This window comes from Capnocytophaga sp. H2931 (assembly GCF_002302535.1).
Classification (GTDB): Bacteria; Bacteroidota; Bacteroidia; order Flavobacteriales; family Flavobacteriaceae; genus Capnocytophaga; species Capnocytophaga canis.
Genome location: NZ_CP022381.1, coordinates 361097 through 382063, shown reverse-complemented (window position 1 = coordinate 382063; position 20967 = coordinate 361097). Strand labels below are relative to the sequence as shown.

Annotated in this window: 15 protein-coding genes and 1 pseudogene; 10 read left to right on the top strand and 6 right to left on the bottom strand. The window is 35.8% G+C overall.

Translation table 11 applies throughout. The annotated features are described in order from the left end of the window. Positions 1-220: 220 nt before the first annotated feature. The 4 genes from CGC52_RS01595 to lpdA form a co-directional block, all read right to left on the bottom strand. Positions 221-1195, bottom strand: coding sequence for a transposase (locus CGC52_RS01595; protein WP_095893246.1), 975 nt, complete (start codon positions 1193-1195; stop codon positions 221-223). A gap of 115 nt (positions 1196-1310) precedes the next feature. Continuing rightward, entirely contained in the window at positions 1311-3653 is a 2343-nt protein-coding gene (locus tag CGC52_RS01590) for an ATP-dependent helicase (protein ID WP_095893245.1), read from the bottom strand. Positions 3654-3680: 27 nt separating this feature from the next. Beyond that, positions 3681-5318, bottom strand: a complete 1638-nt coding sequence (locus CGC52_RS01585; RefSeq protein WP_095893244.1) for an ABC-F family ATP-binding cassette domain-containing protein — start codon at positions 5316-5318, stop codon at positions 3681-3683. Positions 5319-5601: 283 nt separating this feature from the next. Beyond that, a complete protein-coding gene (gene lpdA, locus CGC52_RS01580; protein ID WP_095893243.1) occupies positions 5602-6993 on the bottom strand; it encodes a dihydrolipoyl dehydrogenase in 1392 nt (463 codons plus the stop codon). Positions 6994-7242: 249 nt separating this feature from the next. Between lpdA and CGC52_RS01575 the strand changes: the two genes are divergently transcribed. From CGC52_RS01575 to purE, 6 genes are all read left to right on the top strand, one after another. Then, the gene (locus tag CGC52_RS01575) at positions 7243-9471 is read left to right on the top strand and encodes a patatin-like phospholipase family protein (protein WP_095893242.1); all 2229 of its coding nucleotides are present in this window, start codon (positions 7243-7245) and stop codon (positions 9469-9471) included. 105 nt (positions 9472-9576) lie between these two features. Beyond that, positions 9577-10419 (top strand): S-adenosyl-l-methionine hydroxide adenosyltransferase family protein, encoded by an 843-nt coding sequence (locus tag CGC52_RS01570; RefSeq protein WP_095894419.1) that lies wholly within the window; start codon positions 9577-9579, stop codon positions 10417-10419. Positions 10420-10454: 35 nt separating this feature from the next. Continuing rightward, on the top strand, positions 10455-11843 hold the full coding sequence (gene glmM, locus CGC52_RS01565) for a phosphoglucosamine mutase (RefSeq protein ID WP_042348246.1): 1389 nt from the start codon (positions 10455-10457) through the stop codon (positions 11841-11843). Positions 11844-12360: 517 nt separating this feature from the next. Beyond that, positions 12361-13179, top strand: coding sequence for a ZIP family metal transporter (locus CGC52_RS01560; RefSeq protein ID WP_095893241.1), 819 nt, complete (start codon positions 12361-12363; stop codon positions 13177-13179). Between the two features lie 2 nt (positions 13180-13181). Continuing rightward, positions 13182-14456, top strand: coding sequence for a glycosyl transferase family 1 (locus CGC52_RS01555; protein ID WP_095893240.1), 1275 nt, complete (start codon positions 13182-13184; stop codon positions 14454-14456). 103 nt (positions 14457-14559) lie between these two features. Further along, the gene (gene purE / locus CGC52_RS01550) at positions 14560-15036 is read left to right on the top strand and encodes a 5-(carboxyamino)imidazole ribonucleotide mutase (protein ID WP_095893239.1); all 477 of its coding nucleotides are present in this window, start codon (positions 14560-14562) and stop codon (positions 15034-15036) included. Between the two features lie 143 nt (positions 15037-15179). Here the strand turns inward: purE and truB are convergent. Continuing rightward, positions 15180-15875 (bottom strand): annotated as a pseudogene (gene truB, locus CGC52_RS01545) (tRNA pseudouridine(55) synthase TruB); the annotation flags it as partial. A gap of 4 nt (positions 15876-15879) precedes the next feature. Next, positions 15880-16539 carry an epoxyqueuosine reductase QueH gene (locus CGC52_RS01540; RefSeq protein WP_095893238.1) on the bottom strand — a complete coding sequence of 220 codons (660 nt, stop codon included), beginning with the start codon at positions 16537-16539 and terminating at the stop codon, positions 15880-15882. A 105-nt stretch (positions 16540-16644) separates the two neighbouring features. Between CGC52_RS01540 and CGC52_RS01535 the strand changes: the two genes are divergently transcribed. The 4 genes from CGC52_RS01535 (at position 16645) to topA (ending at position 20911) form a co-directional block, all read left to right on the top strand. Beyond that, complete coding sequence (locus CGC52_RS01535) at positions 16645-16851, top strand: transposase (protein ID WP_157909091.1); 207 nt, start codon at positions 16645-16647, stop codon at positions 16849-16851. Positions 16852-17155: 304 nt separating this feature from the next. Beyond that, positions 17156-17923: a murein L,D-transpeptidase catalytic domain family protein gene (locus CGC52_RS01530; protein WP_095893236.1), complete on the top strand. Its 768-nt coding sequence runs from the start codon at positions 17156-17158 to the stop codon at positions 17921-17923. A gap of 50 nt (positions 17924-17973) precedes the next feature. Next, positions 17974-18264 (top strand): DUF721 domain-containing protein, encoded by a 291-nt coding sequence (locus tag CGC52_RS01525; RefSeq protein ID WP_095893235.1) that lies wholly within the window; start codon positions 17974-17976, stop codon positions 18262-18264. Positions 18265-18391: 127 nt separating this feature from the next. Next, positions 18392-20911 (top strand): type I DNA topoisomerase, encoded by a 2520-nt coding sequence (gene topA / locus CGC52_RS01520; protein ID WP_095893234.1) that lies wholly within the window; start codon positions 18392-18394, stop codon positions 20909-20911. Positions 20912-20967 lie beyond the last annotated feature (56 nt).

Sequence of the window (20967 nt, the reverse complement as noted above, 5' to 3'; positions counted from 1 at the left end):
TCTTTCAAATTACAAAAGAGGGCAATGTGGTAAAAAATGGTGCTTTTTTAATTGATAAAAAATGCTTATATTTCGCACATTGATTGGAAGAGGAAACAAGCTCTGCTGAGGAGCAACTTGTCAGCAATACAATCAATGTTCAAAACGATAGTTTTAGGGGTGAGTTTTTCTCACCCTTTTTTATTAAAACTATCGGATGAACCCTATGGCTAAAAAAACCTTATCCCCCTTGATTTTTAAAATATAAATACCATTTTATAAAGTTCTTTTTAGCCTCAAAACGAAGTCCTCTATGCAAGGTTAATTTCTCTTTCAAATGCGTAAAATAGGCTTCTAAACGATTGGTAGTATAAGGGATTTCACTATCTTGCAGATATGCAAACATATTGGGTAAGGCATTGATAATATGATAAGTAGCTAAGTGTAGATTTTTATGTTTAAACCACTGAAATCCAGTTTCTTCATTCATTGATTTTTCTTCTATAAAATATTGATTTTCAACATACCACTGGTAAAATCTATTTACCCAATCGTTAGCCTGTTCATTGGTTTTTAGATGCGTAATTTCTTTGGATAAACACAAAAGCTGTTGGCTAATAAAATGTTTTGGGCTACCACTTAAATAGTTCTTAATCTGTCGTTTAATATGCACTAAACATCTTTGGATAATCACCTCTGGAAATACCTTTTTTACCGCTCCTAAAATAGATTTATGCCCATCGCAGGTTACACTGTAAACTGCCACATTCAGCTTCTTTAAGTTTTCCAAATCTTCCTTTATATCACGAAGTTTTTCCTTGTTGGTTTGGCGGTAAAGTTGCACATATCGAATGTCATAATCGTAGTAGAGTATCAGGCATAATCCATTGGAAAAGTAGGTGCCATCAATCAAGAGATGAACCTTTGTCTTGCTTTTGATGCTGAGGGTAGGAACTTGTGAAAGGTAATGTTTAAAGAGGTTTTGAAGGGTAGATTGGCTCATTGAGCTATCCCTCGAAAGGGTTTTATAGACTTGCCTTTCCATTATCCATTTTCTGAACCAAATGAATTGATTTTTTCTTTTTACACCAATGTTTTTAATGGTAAAATTTGCCTGACAATCTCCACATTGAAAGCGTTGTTTTCCATTTCTTTTTCCTTTTTTGATGATGTGATTAGAATCACAAACTGGACATTTTTTATTCGTTTTGGACATAAAATAAGAGTTATAATGAAACCACTTTCATTATAACTCTTATAAGTCTATAAAAAACAATGCTTTACAAGGTTTTTAAGCACCATTTTTTGTTATATTGTCCAAAAGAGATTTCCTATTTTTCAATGACTTGCAATTTTGCAAATTTGAGGAGTATTTTCCGAATGCCTCCTGACTCAAAATCAATACTTGCTTTTCGGTCGCTTCCAATACCTTCCAAAGAGATGATTTTTCCTCTGCCAAAACGCTCGTGAAAAACAAGCATTCCTTCGGTTAAGGCGACTCCTTGGTTGGGGTTAGTACCATTACTAACAGAAGCACTGTTGATGGGTTTTAGCTTGCGTAAACGTTGTAGTTCATCTCCTGTTGGAGCATGAGAAGGGGGAGGGGTGGAGTTTGTAGGTTTTTGTAAGCGCAGTCGACTTTTATCTACTTCTCCGAAAATATCTCTGTTAATTAGCGGTTTGTATCGGTAGTTTGGATTGTTTATAGGAGCTGTTAGGTACTGTACGTATTGGTTGTTAATTTCATCAATGAATCGGCTAGGTTCTGCATCCGATAGCTTACCCCAACGGTAGCGATTTTCCGCATAGGTTAAATAAGCCTGTTTTTCCGCACGAGTAAGAGCTACATAAAACAGACGACGCTCTTCTTCTAATTCGGCACGTGAGTTTACGCTCATCGCTGAAGGGAACAAATCCTCTTCCATACCTACAATATATACGTATGGAAATTCCAGTCCTTTGGCTAAGTGAATGGTCATCAGTGCCACGCGGTCATCATCACCAGTGTCTTTATCCATGTCGGTGACCAAAGCAACATCCTCCAAATATTCGGCTAAAGAAGCTGTGCTATCGGCAACATCCTCCTGTCCCTCCACAAAATCTTTAATACCATTGAGCATTTCTTCGATATTTTCCATTTTGGCGATTCCCTCAGGTGTACCGTCTTTTTTGAGTTCTTGTAATAATCCTGTTTTTCGAGCCACCTGTTCGGCAATCTCAAAAGCATTGGATGTTTTACTAAGTGATTGAAAATTAAGTATCATAATCACAAAGTCAGTCAATCTTTGCTTTGTGGAAGCATTCATATTCAATCCGTCGATTTGGTTAATTTTGTACATAATTTCAAAAATCGACTTTTTGTAATGATTTGCGGCAAAGGTAAGTTTCTCAAGTGTTGTTCCTCCAATTCCTCGAGCAGGGAAATTGATAATTCGTACTAAAGCCTCTTCATCATTTGGATTGATAATCAAGCGTAAATATGCTAACATGTCTTTCACTTCCTTACGTTGATAGAAAGACAATCCACCGTAAATTCTGTATGGAATGTCGCGTTTTCGCAAGGCATCTTCAATAGCACGTGATTGCGAGTTGGTTCGATAAAGTACGGCAAAAGCACTATTTGGTAATTGTAGGTTCATCTTATTTTCAAAGATGGATCCCGCTACAAAACGTCCTTCATCGGAGTCGGTGGGGCTACGGTGTATTTTTATTGGTTCGCCTAGTTCGTTGGCTGTCCATACCACTTTCTCAAGTTTAGTTTTGTTGTGGTCAATTACCGAATTGGCAGCTTCAACGATGTTTTTCGTTGAACGATAGTTTTGTTCCAGTCGATAGACCCGAGCGTTTTGATAGTCTTGTTGAAAGTTTAAGATGTTATTGATGTTCGCTCCACGAAAAGCATAAATACTTTGAGCATCGTCTCCTACCACACAGATATTCTGAAATCGGTCTGCTAATGCCTTGACAATCAAATACTGGGAGTGATTAGTATCCTGATACTCATCCACCAAAATATATTGAAAACGATGTTGATATTTGGCCAGTACATCTGGATATAAATTTAATAACTCATTGGTTTTCAGTAGTAAATCATCAAAATCCATAGCTCCTGCTTTGAAGCAACGCTCCACATAAGCCTGATAGATTTCCCCCATACGCGGACGTTTTGACATGGCATCGGCTTCCATCAGCTCAGGATTGTTAAAGTAGGCTCTAACGGTGATTAAACTATTTTTAAATGACGAAATACGTGATTGAATTTGCTTGTATTTATAGACATCCTTGTCCAATTCCATTTCCTTGATGATCGAGTTTATCAATCGTTGTGAATCTTGGGTGTCATAAATTGTAAAATTTTGAGGATATCCTAATTTATCAGCTTCAATACGTAAAATTTTAGCAAAAACAGAGTGAAACGTCCCCATCCACAGATTTTTAGCCTCATTGCCTACGATTTCGGTAATACGTTTTTTCATTTCATTGGCTGCTTTATTGGTAAAAGTCAATGCCAATATATTGAAGGCGTCTACCCCCAGATGTATCAAATTTGCAATGCGATAGGTCAAAACTCTTGTCTTTCCAGATCCAGCTCCTGCAATAACCATCAGAGGCCCTTCCTTTTGTAATACAGGGGCTCGTTGAGCATCATTGAGTTGTGCTAAATATTTTTCCATAGTGCTGATTTTTATTTAAAGAGCTCCTTATTTTTTAGTTTCAATTTGCTTGAGATTTTCCATTTTTTTCTTTTGTAAGAAACCATAAATGTCTTCAAGATGTTCTATGATGCGACCGCCTCCAAATTCGTAAACCTTACTAACCAGTCCGTCTAAGAAATCACGATCGTGTGAAACTACTATTAGTGTGCCATCAAATTCTTTCAAAGCTTGTTTTAGGATGTCTTTAGTTCGCATATCCAAATGGTTTGTAGGTTCATCCAGAATCAGTAAATTTACAGGTTCGAGTAATAATTTAATCATCGCCAAGCGGGTACGTTCTCCGCCTGAAAGTACTTTTACCTTTTTTTCACTGGCTTCCTTGTCAAACATAAAAGCTCCGAGTATATCGCGAATTTTGGTACGAATATCACCCTTAGCAATGTCGTCAATGGTCTGGAATACAGATAATTCTTCATCAAGTAAAGATGCTTGGTTTTGAGCAAAATAACCTATTTGTACGTTGTGCCCAAGTGTGAGTGTTCCTTCATGCTCAATTTCTTGCATTAAACATTTAACAAAAGTCGATTTTCCTTCGCCATTACGCCCTACTAAGGCTACTTTTTCACCTCTTTTAATAGTGAAATTGGCATGGGAGAATACTTTCTTATCTCCATATGACTTGCCTATGTATTCGGCAATTACAGGATAATTTCCTGAGCGTGGTGATGGTGGAAATTTTAGCCTAAGAGCTGATGTATCTTCTTCATCAACTTCAATGATTTCTAGTTTTTCCAGCATTTTTACGCGTGATTGCACTTGTAGGGTTTTGGAATACGTACCTTTGAAACGTTCGATAAACTCCTTGGTTTCAGCAATCATTTTTTGTTGATCTTCAAATTGTTTCTGCTGTTGAGCTCTGCGTTCTTTGCGGAGTTCTAAATAGTGAGAATATTTAGCTTTGTAGTCATAAATACGTCCCATCGTAACTTCTATAGTCCGATTAGTAATGTTATCCACAAAAGCTCGGTCGTGTGAAATTAACACTACCGCTTTGGCACTGTTTATTAAGAAATCCTCGAACCATTCGATAGAATCAATATCTAGGTGGTTGGTAGGTTCATCTAAAAGTAATACATCGGGATTTTGCAAAAGTAATTTAGCCAATTCAATACGCATGCGCCATCCACCACTAAACTCTTCTGTTTTACGTTGAAAATCTTCACGTGTAAAACCCAGTCCAAGCAGTGTTTTTTCGATGTCAGCTTCGAAATTTGTATCCTCAATGCTATAAAACTTTTCGCTCAAAGCCGATACTTCTTCAATAAGTTTCATATACTCGTCGGACTCATAATCTGTGCGAATCGTAAGCTCGTTATTGAGTTCTTCAATACGTTTTTCCATTTCGTGCAGATGAGCAAATGCTTGAGCAGTTTCTTCAAATACGGTACGACCATCATTGGTCATCAAGTGTTGTGGCAGGTAGGCAATGGTGAAATCTTTGGGATACGATACTCCTCCTCTTGAAGGTTCACGCACACCAGCCAGTATTTTGAGTAGTGTCGATTTTCCTGCCCCATTTTTTCCCATAAGGGCTATTCTGTCCTTTGGATTGATAACAAAAGATACATCCGAAAAAAGTGTAGTGCCGCCAAATTCTACGGCTAATCCGTTTACTGAAAGCATGATTATTGAGTTGAAAACGGCAAAGATACACCATTAAATCTGATTTGCAAAAGAAGTTTTTTGAAATGCTTTCGGAGTAAAATCTTTATTTCAGAGTAGATGTTTTGATAGGTTTAGGATTCAAAATTAGGTTATAGATGTAGTGTATAACAGTTGTATTAAGCTGAAGTATAGACGGTTGATGGTGTAATTTTATTATACTACAAAAAACTTCGATTTTCCTATTTGGATATTTTCCAAAAATTAGATAATCGAAGTTTTATATAGTAAAATTATTTGATTATTAGATGTGTATCACCTCGTCGTAAGCAGCTGCTACGGCCTCCATAACAGCTTCACTCATCGTCGGGTGTGGGTGAATTGCTTTTAGCACTTCGTGTCCGGTGGTTTCCAATTTACGAGCCACGACTGCTTCTGCAATCATATCAGTAACACCTGCTCCAATCATATGACAACCCAACCATTCCCCATATTTCGCATCGAAAATTACTTTTACAAAACCATCTGAATTTCCTCCAGCTTTTGCTTTTCCTGATGCTGAGAATGGGAATTTTCCTACTTTTATGTCATAACCTTTCTCACGAGCTTGTTTTTCAGTAAGTCCTACTGAAGCAATTTCTGGGGTACAGTATGTACATCCCGGAACGTTGCCATAGTCAATTGGCTCTACGTGAAGACCTTTAATTTTCTCAACGCATAAAATTCCTTCCGCCGAAGCCACGTGAGCCAAGGCTTGTCCTGGAACTACATCTCCAATGGCATAGTATCCTGGAACATTGGTTTGGTAGTATTTGTCAACCAAAATTTTATCGCGGTCCGTAGCGATTCCTACATCCTCCAAACCGATATTTTCGATGTTGGTTTTGATTCCAACGGCTGAAAGTACTACATCAGCCTCAAGTACTTCTTCTCCCTTACTTGTTTTTACATGAGCTTTCACTCCTTCACCTGAGGTATCTACTTTGGTAACTTCAGCAGATGTCAATATTTTAATTCCTAATTTTTTGAAGCTACGTTCTAATTGTTTTGACACCTCTTCATCTTCCACAGGAACGATGTTTGGCATGAATTCCACAATAGTAACTTCAGTCCCCATTGAGTTATAGAAATATGCAAATTCAATTCCTATAGCACCACTTCCTACAACAATCATTTTTTTAGGTTGAGCAGGTAAAGTCAAAGCTTGGCGATATCCAATCACTTTTTTACCATCTTGTGGAAGAGCTGGTAATTCACGCGAACGAGCTCCGGTAGCAATGATAATATGGTCAGCACTGTATTCAGTTATTTTACCATCCTTGTCCTTTACTTCCACTTTTTTACCTGGCTTCACTTTTCCATATCCTTCGATGACGTCAATCTTGTTCTTTTTCATCAAGAATTGAACCCCTTTGCTCATTCCATCAGCTACATTACGACTTCGTTGTACCACTGCTGAGAAATCTTTATCGAACTCCTTAACCGAAAGTCCGTAGTCAGAAGCATGTTTCAGATATTCAAATACCTGAGCTGATTTTAATAAGGCTTTTGTTGGGATACATCCCCAGTTCAAACATACACCTCCCAAATTTTCTTTCTCAATAACAGCGGTTTTGAAACCTAACTGAGAAGCACGGATTGCGGTTACGTAACCACCAGGCCCACTTCCCAATACAATAATATCGTATTTACTCATCTTTAAAAATATTTATTTGTCAAAAATATCTATTATCAATCAAGTTACGAAGTTACGTATTTTTATTGTATTAATGATGTTTTTTTTGTTTTTTTTTATTTATTGATAGGTTAATATGCTTATTAACAATAGATTGTGCTTTTATGAAAATTAATTATATATTTTAGTTTAGTATTGATTTTTATCGTAAATTTGCCGTTGAGTGCCTTCCTAAATTCGGAAGTGCAATAAAAATTGAATAGAAGTAAAATGAGATATAAAATATACGTATTACTTATATGTTGTATAGTCAACGTACTTTTTTCACAAGAAAAAAAAACGGATAAAGACCTTAAAGTAGGTTTAGTGTTGAGTGGGGGAGGAGCGAAAGGATTGGCTCATATTGGTGTTTTGAAAGCTATTGAAGAAGCTGGAGTTCGCATTGATTACATCGGAGGAACAAGTATGGGAGCAATAGTGGGGGCTATGTATGCTACAGGATATTCAGCAAATGAATTGGATTCTATCTTTCATCGTTTAGATTTCGATAAATTGATTTATGATAAAACATCACGCCGAGCCAAATCGTTGCATGAACGTTTTATTTATGACAGGTATGCTTTGGCACTACCTTTTAATAATTTAAAAATTGGGATTCCACGTTCAGTATCAAAAGGTCAAAATATTTATAATGAGTTTGTTAAACTCTTATATCCAATTGGAGATACGTTTGATTTTTCAAAACTATCAATTCCTTTTTTGTGCATTGCTACCGATATTGAAAAAGGAAAACAAGTTGTTTTGGAAAGCGGTTTTTTACCCAAAGCCATTATGGCGAGTGGTGCGTTTCCGTCATTGTTTGATTTAGTTGAGATTGATGGAGATTTATTGACAGATGGCGGAGCATTAAACAATTATCCTATAGATGAAGTAAAAGCAAAGGGAATGGATATCATCATTGGAGTTGATGTGCAAAGTCCGTTTCAAACACGAGAGGAAATTAATTCCGCTTTTGGTGTATTATCACAGGTCAATGCTTTTGCAATGTATGGGAATATGCCCGAAAAAATAGCAAAGACAGATGTTTACATAAAACCAAATATTGTTGGATTTAATGTCATATCCTTTGACAGAGGTAGTGCAATCATCAAAAGAGGAGAGAAAGCTGGGTTTGACCAAATAGAAAAACTTAGAGAAATAGCTTCCCAACAAAAGGAGAAACGAACTCCTGAAAAAATAAAAAAAATAGATTCTATATATGTTAAAGCAGTTCATTTTCACGGTAATGAGCATTATTCTCGCAGCTATTTGCGAGGAAAACTTTATCTGAAAGAATTAGAGCGAAAAATCTCGTTTCAAGATTTGAATGAAGGAATAGATAACTTAATGGCTACCAATAAGTTTCATACGGTACATCACCAAATTCGTTATACCGATGAAGGAGAACATATTGATTTCTTATTGCGAGAAAATCCTGAACGCACTTTCGTCAAGTTTGGATTACATTATGATAATTTATTCAAAACAGGTTTCATAATGAATTACACCAAACACTATTTATTTCAAATCGACGATTTTTTCTCCGTAGATGTGGTTTTAGGGGATAATTTCAGGTATCAATTTGATTATTTTGTAGATAAAGGATATTACACTAGTTACGGATTTCGTTCTAAATTCAATCAATTTTATAGAAAAATACACCCCGACAGAATCTCAAAATACAGTATTGAAGGGTCTAAGCTTAACCGTTTACATTTGGATGCTTATGATTGGGTAAATCAGTTTTATTTTCAAACGTTATTAGGAAATGGGTTTGTAGCGGGTATTGGTATTGAAAACAGAGATATAAGTTTTAAAACAGAACAAGTGTTCTTCACAGAAGATTTCACACCCCTCTACAAAGAAAAATCAAACTTTGGAAGTGCTTATAGCTACATAAAGTACGATTCTTTTGACAATAGTTTTTTTCCACGTAGAGGTGTCTATTTTGACGCTATGTTTCATCTTTATTTATTAGGAAAAACTCCAGAGAAATTCAATCAATTTTCAATGACTAAAGCAAGTTTATCATTTGCAATACCTTTATTTCCTAGGCTTTCAGCAAAATTGGCTTTCGATGGAGGATTCACTTTGGGGAACGCCGAAGGAATTCACACGTTAGATTATTTCTTTGGAGGCTACAATAAAAATGCATCAAATAATTATATTCCTTTCTATGGATATGACTTTTTGAGCTTTGGAGGGAAAAATTTTCTAAAAACAGATATTACCTTAGACATTAACCATTACAGAAAACATCACATTCTGTTACACGGAAATGTCGCTAAAGTAGATAATGAGCTATTCCAAAGTTTAAATTGGCAAACTTCTCCTGATTTTTCAGGCTATGGGATTGGTTATAGCTTGCAGAGTGTGTTGGGACCCATCGAATTGAAGTTTACCTATTCGCCTGAACTTAAAAAACCAATTTGGCTACTTAACATAGGATATTGGTTTTAGTTGATAAATTTAATAAAAAAAATCGTGCGATTTCCGTTTTTTTAGTAGATTTGTGGGTTGTTTACCAATATTGCTTTTACTAAAGAAAAATTAATCATAAACACATTGATAATCATTACATTAACAACAGACTTTGGAGAACGAGACTACGCAGTTGCAGCCGTTAAAGGAAAGATTTATACCGAAATTCCGAATGTGGCTGTGGTTGATATTTCCCATCTTATAGCTCCGTTCGATGTGATGCAAACTCATTACATACTCAAAAATGCCTACCATCATTTTCCAAAAGGAAGTGTTCATATTATTGGAGTAGATGCTGAAGCTACACCAGAGCGTAAGCATTTGATAATGAAGTTAAGAGGTCATTATTTCATTGGTGCTGACAATGGAATTTTTCATTTGCTTTCAGAAAATGAGTCGGATGTGGAAGTGTATGAATTATTTAATACAACTACCAAAAATCAATTTCCTGTATTGCATTTCTTTCCGAAAGTAGCTAAAGATTTGTTGGAAGGAATTCCGTTACAAGTCCTGGGAAATCGAATTGAAAAATGTTTTGAAATGACTTATTTTAAGCCAGAAGTGTCCGATAACAAAACATTTATTACAGGAACCGTGATTTATATTGACCACTACGGTAATGCAGTGAGTAATATTCCAAAGTCTTTATTCCACGAGGTGGGACAAGGACGTCCTTTTGAGGTCATTTTCAACATGTATTCTTTTACTAAGATACATGAAAATTACAGCGATATTATTGATTTTTCGATACCTAAGCAACGCAGAGCCATACCCGATGGAGAGCGATTAATTTTATTTAACAGCCTTGATTATCTGCAAGTTAGTGTATACAAAAGTAATTTACATACTGTTGGAGGGGCTTCCTCATTGCTTGGGATAGATTATCTTGACCAAGTTAGTATTCGTTTTTTGGATAAGAAAAAGTAAACAAATAATCAGATATAGAATAAAAGATATTTATTATGACTTTAATTAAATCAATTTCAGGGATTCGAGGTACCATTGGAGGTAAGCCCGAAGACAATTTAACTCCAATTGATGCAGTGAAATTTGCTGCTGCCTACGGAACATGGCTAAAAACGACTCTTAATAAAGAAAATATCCGTGTAGTATTAGGGCGCGATGCACGTATTTCAGGAGAAATGATTCAGAATTTAGTAGCGTACACCTTAGTAGGTTTAGGTATTGAGGTAATCGACACAGGATTGAGTACTACTCCTACTGTAGAGGTTGCTGTACCGATGGAAAACGCTGACGGAGGGATTATACTTACGGCAAGTCACAACCCTAAGCAATGGAATGCCCTGAAACTCCTCAATAGCAAAGGTGAATTTTTAAATGGCAAAGACGGTGAAGAAATCTTGAAAATTGCCGAAAAAAGTGATTTTACATTCTCTCAAGTTGATGATTTGGGTAAAATAACCAAAAATGACACTTACATAGATAAACATATAGAATCAGTTTTAAACCTAAAACTTGTAGATGTTTCCGCCATTAAAAGTAAGAAATTTAAAGTAGTAGTCGATGCGGTAAATTCAACAGGAGGTATAGCTATTCCTCGGCTTTTAGAGAAATTGGGAGTGGAAGTAGTAAAGCTTTACTGCGAACCAAACGGTCATTTTCCTCACAATCCTGAGCCTTTGAAAGAGCATTTGGGAGATATTTCTGCCAAAGTGATAGCTGAAAAAGCTCATTTCGGTATTGTTGTTGATCCTGATGTAGACAGATTGGCACTCATCTGTGAGGATGGAGAAATGTTCGGCGAGGAATACACCTTGGTGGCATGTGCGGATTATGTACTAAGCAAAACACCAGGAAACACGGCTTCGAATCTTTCATCATCAAGAGCCTTGCGTGACATTACAGAAAAATACGGAGCTAACTATTTTGCTTCGGCAGTCGGTGAGGTAAATGTAGTAGAAATGATGAAGAAAAACAACGTTATCATAGGTGGAGAAGGTAATGGAGGAATTATCTACCCTGAGCTACATTACGGGCGAGATGCTTTGGTTGGGGTAGCTTTATTTCTCTCTTTATTAGCTACTAGAAATATAACATCCGTAAAAGAATTACGAGAAAGCTATCCAGCGTATTTCATGAGTAAAAACAAAATCGAACTTACGCCTGAGGTAAATGTTGATATGATTTTGACAAAAATGGCTCAAAAATATGCTCACGAAAACGTGAATACGATTGATGGAGTGAAGATTGATTTTGCTGAAAGTTGGGCTCACTTACGAAAATCAAATACAGAGCCAATTATTCGTATTTATACCGAAGCTAAAAGTTTTGAAGAAGCTGATGCTCTAGCAAATCGTATAATTGCTGATATTCAGAATATTATAAAATAAAAATATTTTACACTAATGCTTTGTTAAGTTATAAGAAATCTAATATATCCAAGCAATAGAAACAGAATTGTTATAAATCTCAAGGTTCTGCAGAATTTCTTTTCATCGTTGATGGAGGATTGGGTTTACTTTTCTATCTTAAGTTCGATTAGTAAGTGCAATTTTTGACATGCCTTTTCTCTCTTTTTAGAAAGAGTGTATCCAAAGTCTGCGAAAGAAAAATCCATGAGAAAAAAAGTTGTCTGAAAAGTATAATTTTGGCAATTCAAAAAATAAGACTTTCATAATCAATGTTTTTATGAATCTAATTTTGTTAAAATAGACCTTTTCAGACAGCTTCTTCAAGGAAATGTTTTTTCTCTGTTAAATAATCATATGAGACAATATATAAATTTCTAACATAAAAAAATTGAGCTTTGATTTGAGGAGAATCTGTGTTTTGTAAAAACATAAATATTTTTTAGTTTAATCTAAAAAATGTTATACCTTTGCACTCGGTAAAACAATTTTTTTTAAAATGTACAGTACCTTAGTAACTTATTTAGAAAATATAGATCCTATTTTAGCCGCTTTTTATGCTACACTTTTTACGTGGTTGGTGACGGCATTAGGTGCATCGGTAGTATTTTTTTTCAACAAGGCAAATAAAATCGTTCTTGATGGAATGTTAGGTTTCACGGGAGGAGTTATGCTTGCTGCCAGTGTATGGAGTTTACTCATTCCTGCTATTGAAATGTCTGAAGGAGAAGGTTTTATAAAAATAATTCCGGCTACGGTTGGTTTTTTGTTAGGTGCATTCTTTTTGTTTTTATTAGATAGACTTTTACCGCATTTTCACGCCAATTTCAAACAAACAGAAGGTGTTAAATCGCCTTGGCAGAAAACAACTTTGCTGATTTTAGCAATCACTTTACACAACATTCCTGAAGGATTGGCAGTAGGAGTGCTTTTTGGTGGTGTAGCAGCAAATATTCCTGAGGCATCCATTGCGGGGGCTATTACTTTGGCGATAGGAATTGGTCTACAAAATTTTCCTGAGGGGATTGCAGTTTCAATGCCTTTACGTCGTATGGGGTTAAGTCGTAGGAAAAGTTTTTTTTATGGGCAGTTATCAGCTGTGGTTGAGCCAATTGCGGGAGTTTTAGGGGCTGTGGCTGTAATGTTTTTTACTCCTATTTTGCCCTATGCCTTGGCTTTTGCTGCTGGTGCCATGATTTATGTAGTTGTTGAAGAAGTTATTCCTGAATCACAGCAGAATAAAAATACAGATGTACCAACCGTCGGTTTTTTAGGAGGGTTTATTGTCATGATGGTGTTGGACGTAGTGTTAGGTTAAAAATGAAAAAAGTACTAATCATCACATACTATTGGAAACCTGCGGGAGGCCCCGGCGTACAGCGTTGGCTTACGTTTGTGAAATATCTCCGAAATTTTGGAGTTGAACCGATTGTTTATACACCTGAAAATCCAAGCTATCCAATTGTGGATGAGAAAATTGGTGAAGATGTTCCTTCTGATATTCAAATTATTAAGCATCCTATTTGGGAACCTTATGGTTTGGCTTCATTCTTTTCAAAAAATAAAACTAAGAAAATGAGTGCTGGTATCATTCCTCGAAAAAAAATATCTTTTGTAGAGAAAATGATGCTTTGGCTTCGAGGTAATTTTTTTATTCCTGATGCGCGTAAATTTTGGGTAAAGCCTTCTGTTGCTTTTTTATCAGATTTTATTGAAAAAAATGATATTCAGACTATTATAACAACATCTCCTCCTCATAGTATTCACCTTATAGGATATAAATTGAAAAAAAAATATCCAGATTTGAAATGGATTAGTGATTTCAGGGATCCATGGACAACTATAGGTTACTATAAAGATTTGCGATTAACAAAATGGGCAGATTCAAAGCAAAAATATTGGGAAAAAACGATCTTGAATACTGCTGATACGATTCTCGTTACGAGTTTCAAAACTCAGAAAGAATTTTCAGAACTTACAAAGCGACCTATTCATGTAATTACTAATGGATATGATGACATGAACATTCAAAAAATATCTCTTTCAGAGAAATTTTTAGTATCGCATATAGGGTCGTTACTTTCCGACCGAAATCCAAAAATGTTATGGCAAGTATTTTCAGAACTAGCAACTGAAAATGAGGAATTTGCTAATGACTTTCAACTGTGCTTTGCAGGAAAATTTAGTGAAGACGTTGAACAAGAAATTCGTGCTTTTGGTTTGGGAAGATATGTAATAAACAGAGGTTATATTACTCATAATGAAGCTATTGAATTACAACGTTCTTCCCAAATTTTATTGCTTATCGAAATCAATAGCAAAGAAACAGAAAGTATCATTCCTGGGAAATTGTTTGAGTATATGGTATCGGGTCGACCCATTTTAGCCATAGGCCCAAAAGGTTGGGATGCTGTTCAAATCATTCGGGAAACTAATACAGGAAAGTCTTTTTCATATGACGAACATCAGCAATTAAAAGCAACTATTTGGGAATGGTATCAATTATTCAAAATTAGGAGTTTGAAAACTACTCCGATAGGTTTAGCCCCATATCATCGAAAAAAATTGACCCAGAAATTAGCAGACTTGATTTAGTCAAATTCAGGGTTTAGATACGTGGTTTTGTTAAACGTACGATGTTATGTATAAAAACTTACAAAATAAAAATAAATGAAACTAAATATACAAGAATCAAAATATGAAAGTAGCAATTGTTATGGGAAGTAAAAGCGACTTACCTGTGATGCAGGAAGCAGTCGATATTTTAAAAGAATTTGGTATTGAAACTGTAGTTGATATTGTTTCGGCGCACAGAACTCCTGAGAAATTAATGGATTTTAGTATGAACGCCCATAAACGAGGTATAAATGTAATCATTGCAGGGGCAGGAGGAGCAGCACATCTTCCGGGAATGGTAGCTTCCATGTCTCCTTTGCCCGTGATTGGAGTGCCTGTAAAAAGCAGTAATTCCATTGATGGTTGGGATTCAGTTCTCTCTATTTTGCAAATGCCAGGAGGAGTTCCTGTAGCTACTGTTGCATTGAATGGAGGGAAAAATGCAGGTATTTTGGCTGCTCAGATTATTGCTGCTCAACACCCACAAACTTTAGAAAAAATTTTACAATATAAAGAAGGATTAAAACAAGCTGTTTTAAAATCCGCTGAGACATTGTAGAAATTTAATACTATACCCAATAAAACAATAGAATATTGATTGTCAATGCTTTTGACTAATTAAGCATCTCAGCTGAAGTTTTATTGGGTGCTGTATTTCATGATGGTTAGGAAAGGTTTAATAATTTATCCCTATTTTGTTGATTTTAATATATGATTTATTACAAATTCATCGGGAGAAATGGCTTCATCAACGGAAAATTCTCCAATTTTTGTACGTCGTAAGGCAGTTAAGTATCCGCCACACTGTAAGGCTTTCCCAAAATCATTAGCCAAGGAACGGATGTACGTTCCTTTACCGCATATTACTTCAAAATGAATATTTGGAAATTCACTTGTATCTAAGTTGAATTGCTCAATAGAAACCGTTCGTGAAGGGATTTCAATAGTTTCATCTCCTTCACGTGCAAATTCATAAAGTCGTTTTCCTTTTTTTTTAAGGGCTGAAAACATAGGCGGATACTGAACAATTTCTCCTACAAATTGTTGACGAGTTTTTTCAATTAGCTCGGGAGTAATGTGTTCTATGGAAAAAGTTTGATCGATTTCCGTTTCCATATCAAAAGAAGGTGTGGTCGCTCCAAGCCGAATAGTACCCGTATATGTTTTTGTAGCTTCTTGAAACTCAGTAATTTTTTTGGTGAATTTTCCTGTACACACAATCAATAAACCCGAAGCAAGTGGGTCGAGCGTCCCTGCGTGTCCAATTTTAATCTTTTTGAGTTTGTAATTTTTGATTATAGACCACTTTATCTTATTAATAGCTTGGAACGATGACCAATGTAAAGGTTTGTCTATCAGTAATATTTTTCCGTTGGAGAATTCTTCTGGGGTAATAATCATTTTAGCTATTTTGTTCTTCGTTTCCGTAATATTTGACTCCAATTTTGATACGTTCCCTTCCGTTTTCAATACGCCATTTATTGGTATCACGTAGTGAATAGGCACATCCACAGTACTCCTGCATATAGAATTTTTCACGTTTGCTGATTTCTAACATACGAGCCGAACCACCTTTTTTCCGCCAATTGTATGTCCAATACGTAATACCGTCGTATTTGGCAGCTGCACGTTTACCACAATCATTGATTTGATCAAAGTTTTTCCATCGTGAAATCCCTAATGAACTGCTAATCACATCAAATCCGTTTTCGTAAGCATAGAGTGCGGTGCGTTCAAAACGCATATCAAAGCACATCGTACAACGGATACCTCGTTCTGGTTCCATTTCCATACCCTTGGCTCGTTCATACCAATTGTCCACGTCATAATCAGCGTCAATGATTGGAATATTGCATTGTTCAGCAAATCGAATATTTTCTTCCTTACGAAGTTCATATTCTTTCAATGGATGTATGTTTGGATTGTAGAAAAAAATTGTGAAATCAATGCCCGAAGCCTGAATGGCTTCCATCACCTCGCCTGAACAAGGAGCACAACAAGAGTGTAGCAACAATTTTTTTCCATCATTTGGCAGTACTAATTTTTCTCGAATTAATGTCATAAGTGTGTTTTCTAATTAGTTTTTTGCAAATAACGCAATTTTTTTTCAAATATAAAAACCGAAACATTGAATTAGTTCAAAGACACCGAATTTATCAAGTTTCAATTGAGTAAATGGGAGAAAGCGTTTAACAAACTGATTTCTAAGACGCTTTGGGTAGTAGAGCGTACTTTTGGGAGTCAAAAGCGATGGTTTGGTGTGGGCGTCACATGGCTCAAAGGCTTAGCAAAAGTACACACGCAACATATTTTGGAAGCCATTGCCTACAATCTGAAGCGAAGTCCGAAGATGGAGATACTTCCTGTCTTTTAATGAAAAAAAGGCTCAAAAAAGGGAGAAAAAACGATGAAAATCACCTATTTTCTGTTTTTAAATATGTGATTTTCTAAAAAATCGGTTTAAAGATTATTTAAAACCAGTTAGAAAAAGGAAATGGAGGGTATTGCAAAGGACTCTATATTTAGCTATGAACACCTTTAAAAACACGATGATAAATGTTAATTAACATTATTTAAAGAACTAAAAGTTGCTTTTTCGAATAGATAAAAATAACTTTGCAGTATCTTATAGCAATACATATTATTATCTAATAACTAATTTTTATCTAACATTCGATATGAAAAGAATTCGTCATGTTTTTTATGCTTTCGTTTTGTTTTTTTCGTTACAATCTGTCAATGCAGAAAACAATCACACGGTATCCGTTACAGATTCTATTCGCTCCAAAGAATATGTTTCCTTGGCTCTTAAAAAAATGGAAAACAATATCAAGGAGTTGTACGATGAATTGGAGGGGGAGTATTATGACCTGAATTATGAGGCTTTTCGTTATGCCTACATTGGCTATCAATCACTTAAAAATCAACAACGCTTGAACGAAAAGGAAATTCTTTCTATTATTGATTTTTCAAAAGATAGTAACACTAAGCGTTTTTATACCATTGATTTGGAAGAAAAACAAATCATTTTTCATACATATGTCTCGCACGGAAAAAAAAGCGGAGATAAACTATCTACCTCATTTTCAAATACTAAGGAGTCTAATAAAAGTAGTATAGGTTTTTTTATAACCGGTAGTACCTACATGGGAAGTAAAGGGTTCAGTCTTCGTTTGCACGGTGATGAAAAGGGATATAATAGCAATGTGGCGACACGCGGAGTGGTTATCCATACAGCCGATTATGTTAGTGAAGATTATATCAGACGTAACGGTCGTTTGGGACGTAGTTTAGGATGCCCTGTTCTGCCTCAGCATATCTATAAAGATGTTATTGAAACTATAAAAGATAAAACCGTTGTTTTTGCATATTATAACGATAAAAAATATTTAAAATCTTCAAAATATCTCAACTTATTGAAATTGATTGACTATACGGTTTTTTAACCTATTTGTGATTCAACAAATTAAGTTTCTTCGAGAATATTAAATTTATTATGGAAGGAAATACAAAGGTACTATCTTCTGTTATCAAACAGATTATACAACAAAATAAATTGGAATATGGACTCCATAAAGTAGAAGTGCAGGAGATATGGGCTCGGATAATGGGGATTAGTATTGCCAAATACACCAAATCCGTAGAGCTAAAGGGAGATGTGTTGTACGTTGAATTATCTTCTCCTGCTCTTAGTGAGGAACTTACGTACGGAAAAGAAACTATTATCAGAAGTATTAATGAAGAGATAGGCAAAGAAGTTGTTAAAAAAATAGTCTTCAGAAGTTGATTTTTCCTGCCTACTCTATTTACGGTATGTTCTAATGTAACTGTACGTCTTTAAATAAAAAATATTTTCCTTCTTACACCATATATTATAATTTAATTTTATATTTTTGCGACCAAAAGTTAGTAGTATGGCTAAAAATATAGTGATTGTTGAGTCGCCTGCAAAGGCAAAAACTATTGAAAAGTTCTTAGGCAAGGATTTTAAAGTGGTATCAAGCTACGGGCATATTGTTGATTTGCCATCTAAAGAAATTGGGGTGGATATTGAAAACGGATTTAAACCTAAATATCTTGTTTCCAACGATAAAAAGGAGGTGGTAAAAGAATTAAAAGCACTCACACAAAAAGCTGAAACGGTTTGGTTAGCAAGTGATGAAGATCGCGAAGGAGAAGCTATTTCATGGCATTTAGCAGAAACTTTGAAATTAAATCCTGAAAAGACAAAACGTATCGTTTTTAACTCAATCACAAAAACAGCTATTGAAAAAGCAATACAAAATCCACGAAGTATTGATTATAATTTGGTTAATGCACAACAAGCTCGTCGTGTGTTGGATCGGCTTGTAGGCTATGAACTTTCTCCGGTGCTTTGGAAAAAGGTAAAAAGTGGGCTTTCTGCAGGGCGTGTACAATCCGTTTCGGTGCGGCTTATCGTGGAAAGAGAGCGTGAAATCCAAGAGTTTAAAACGCATTCATCCTATAAAATCACTGCTGAATTCGCTAATTCTGAAGGGAAAACTTTCAAAGCTACTTTATCCAAATCGTTCGACACACTCGAAGAAGCAAAGGCTTTTTTAGAAAAAAATATAGAAGCTACATTCAAAATAGCTTCATTAGAAACTAAACCTGCTAAAAAATCACCAGCTCCGCCATTTACGACTTCAACATTACAACAAGAAGCCTCGCGAAAACTTTACTTTTCGGTGAGTAAAACGATGACCGTAGCTCAACGGTTGTATGAATCTGGATTTATCACTTACATGCGTACGGATAGTACTAATCTTTCCCAAGAAGCTCTATCGACAGCTCAGAATGCCATACATCAACTTTATGGTACTAAGTATAGTCAAGTGCGAAACTTTGCGACCAAAGCCAAGGGAGCTCAAGAAGCACACGAAGCGATTCGTCCAACGGACATGATGCGTACAAATATTCCCGCTGAAAGCGACCAAGCTCGACTCTATGAATTGATTTGGAAACGTACTATCGCTTCTCAAATGGCTGATGCCCAATTAGAAAGAACAAATGTAAAGATCGAAGCTGATAAACATAAGGATTTGTTTGCTGCTCATGGAGAAATGATCAAATTTGACGGTTTTCTGAAAGTTTACTTAGAAAGTACCGATGAAGAGGAGGAGGAACAAGAAGGTATATTGCCTATACTAAAAACGGGAGAAAGCGTCAAAAATAATGATATCATTGCTACACAACGTTTTACACGTCCACAAGCACGGTATACAGAAGCTTCATTAGTCAAAAAATTGGAAGAGTTAGGTATCGGCCGTCCTTCCACTTACGCTCCAACCATCTCAACTATTCAAAATCGCGGTTATGTAGAACGTAGCAATTTTGAAGGAGAAGAGCGTAACTATCAGCAACTTAGATTAAGCAATGGAATCGTAAAACAAAAAACACTTTCCGAAAAAGTTGGTGCGGACAAAGGAAAATTAGTTCCTACAGACATTGGCATGGTAGTAAATGATTTCTTAGTATCCAACTTCGAAACGATTATGGATTACAATTTCACTGCTACAGTTGAGGGAAGTTTTGACCATATTGCAGAGGGAACCGAAAATTGGACAGAAATGCTACAAAATTTCTATTCCCATTTTCATCCCGTAGTGGAAGATGTAGAAAAAAACGCAGGTAGAGAGACAGGTGAACGTGTATTAGGAATTGATCCAAAATCGGGTCGTCCGCTCAGTGTGCGTCTGGGACGTTTCGGAGCAATGGCACAAATTGGAACAAGTGAAGATGAAGAAAAACCATTGTTTGCGAGTCTTCATTCGGGAATGTCAATTGAAACAATTACTTTTGAAGAAGCCTTACAATTATTTGAATTGCCTCGTAAATTAGGGATTGTTGATGGAAAAGAGGTAGATGTGAATATCGGACGTTTTGGCCCGTATGTGCGTCATGGAGATACGTTCATTTCATTAGACCGAGGCGAAGACGTATTCAGCGTCACCCTTGATAGAGCCAAGGAAGTCATTGAGAAAAAAAACAAAGCAGATGCTCCTTTTGCGATGTATGAAGGTAAGGGAGTGAGCAAAGGCGTAGGTCGATTTGGTCCTTACATTAAATGGAATGATATGTTTATTAATGTAAGTAAGAAATATGATTTCAACAATCTTTCACAGAATGATGCCGAAGAGCTGATAGAAGCCAAATTACAGAAAGAATCCGAGAAAGTTGTAAAAGAATGGGATGACGTTCGTTTGGAAAAAGCTCGTTGGGGACGCTACAATCTCATCAAAGGTAAAACCAAAATTGAACTACCGAAAGAAACGGATGTGGCAAATTTTACATTAGAACAGGCAAACGCTTTGTTAGATGCTAAAACAAAAAAGACTCCAGCAAAAGCAAAGACTGAGAAGAAAACCACAACTAAAAAAGTCACAACAACGAAGGCAACTAAAAATAAATAACTTTAATTCAAAAATTTAGCCTTTTATAATACAAACATATAATTAATAAACATATT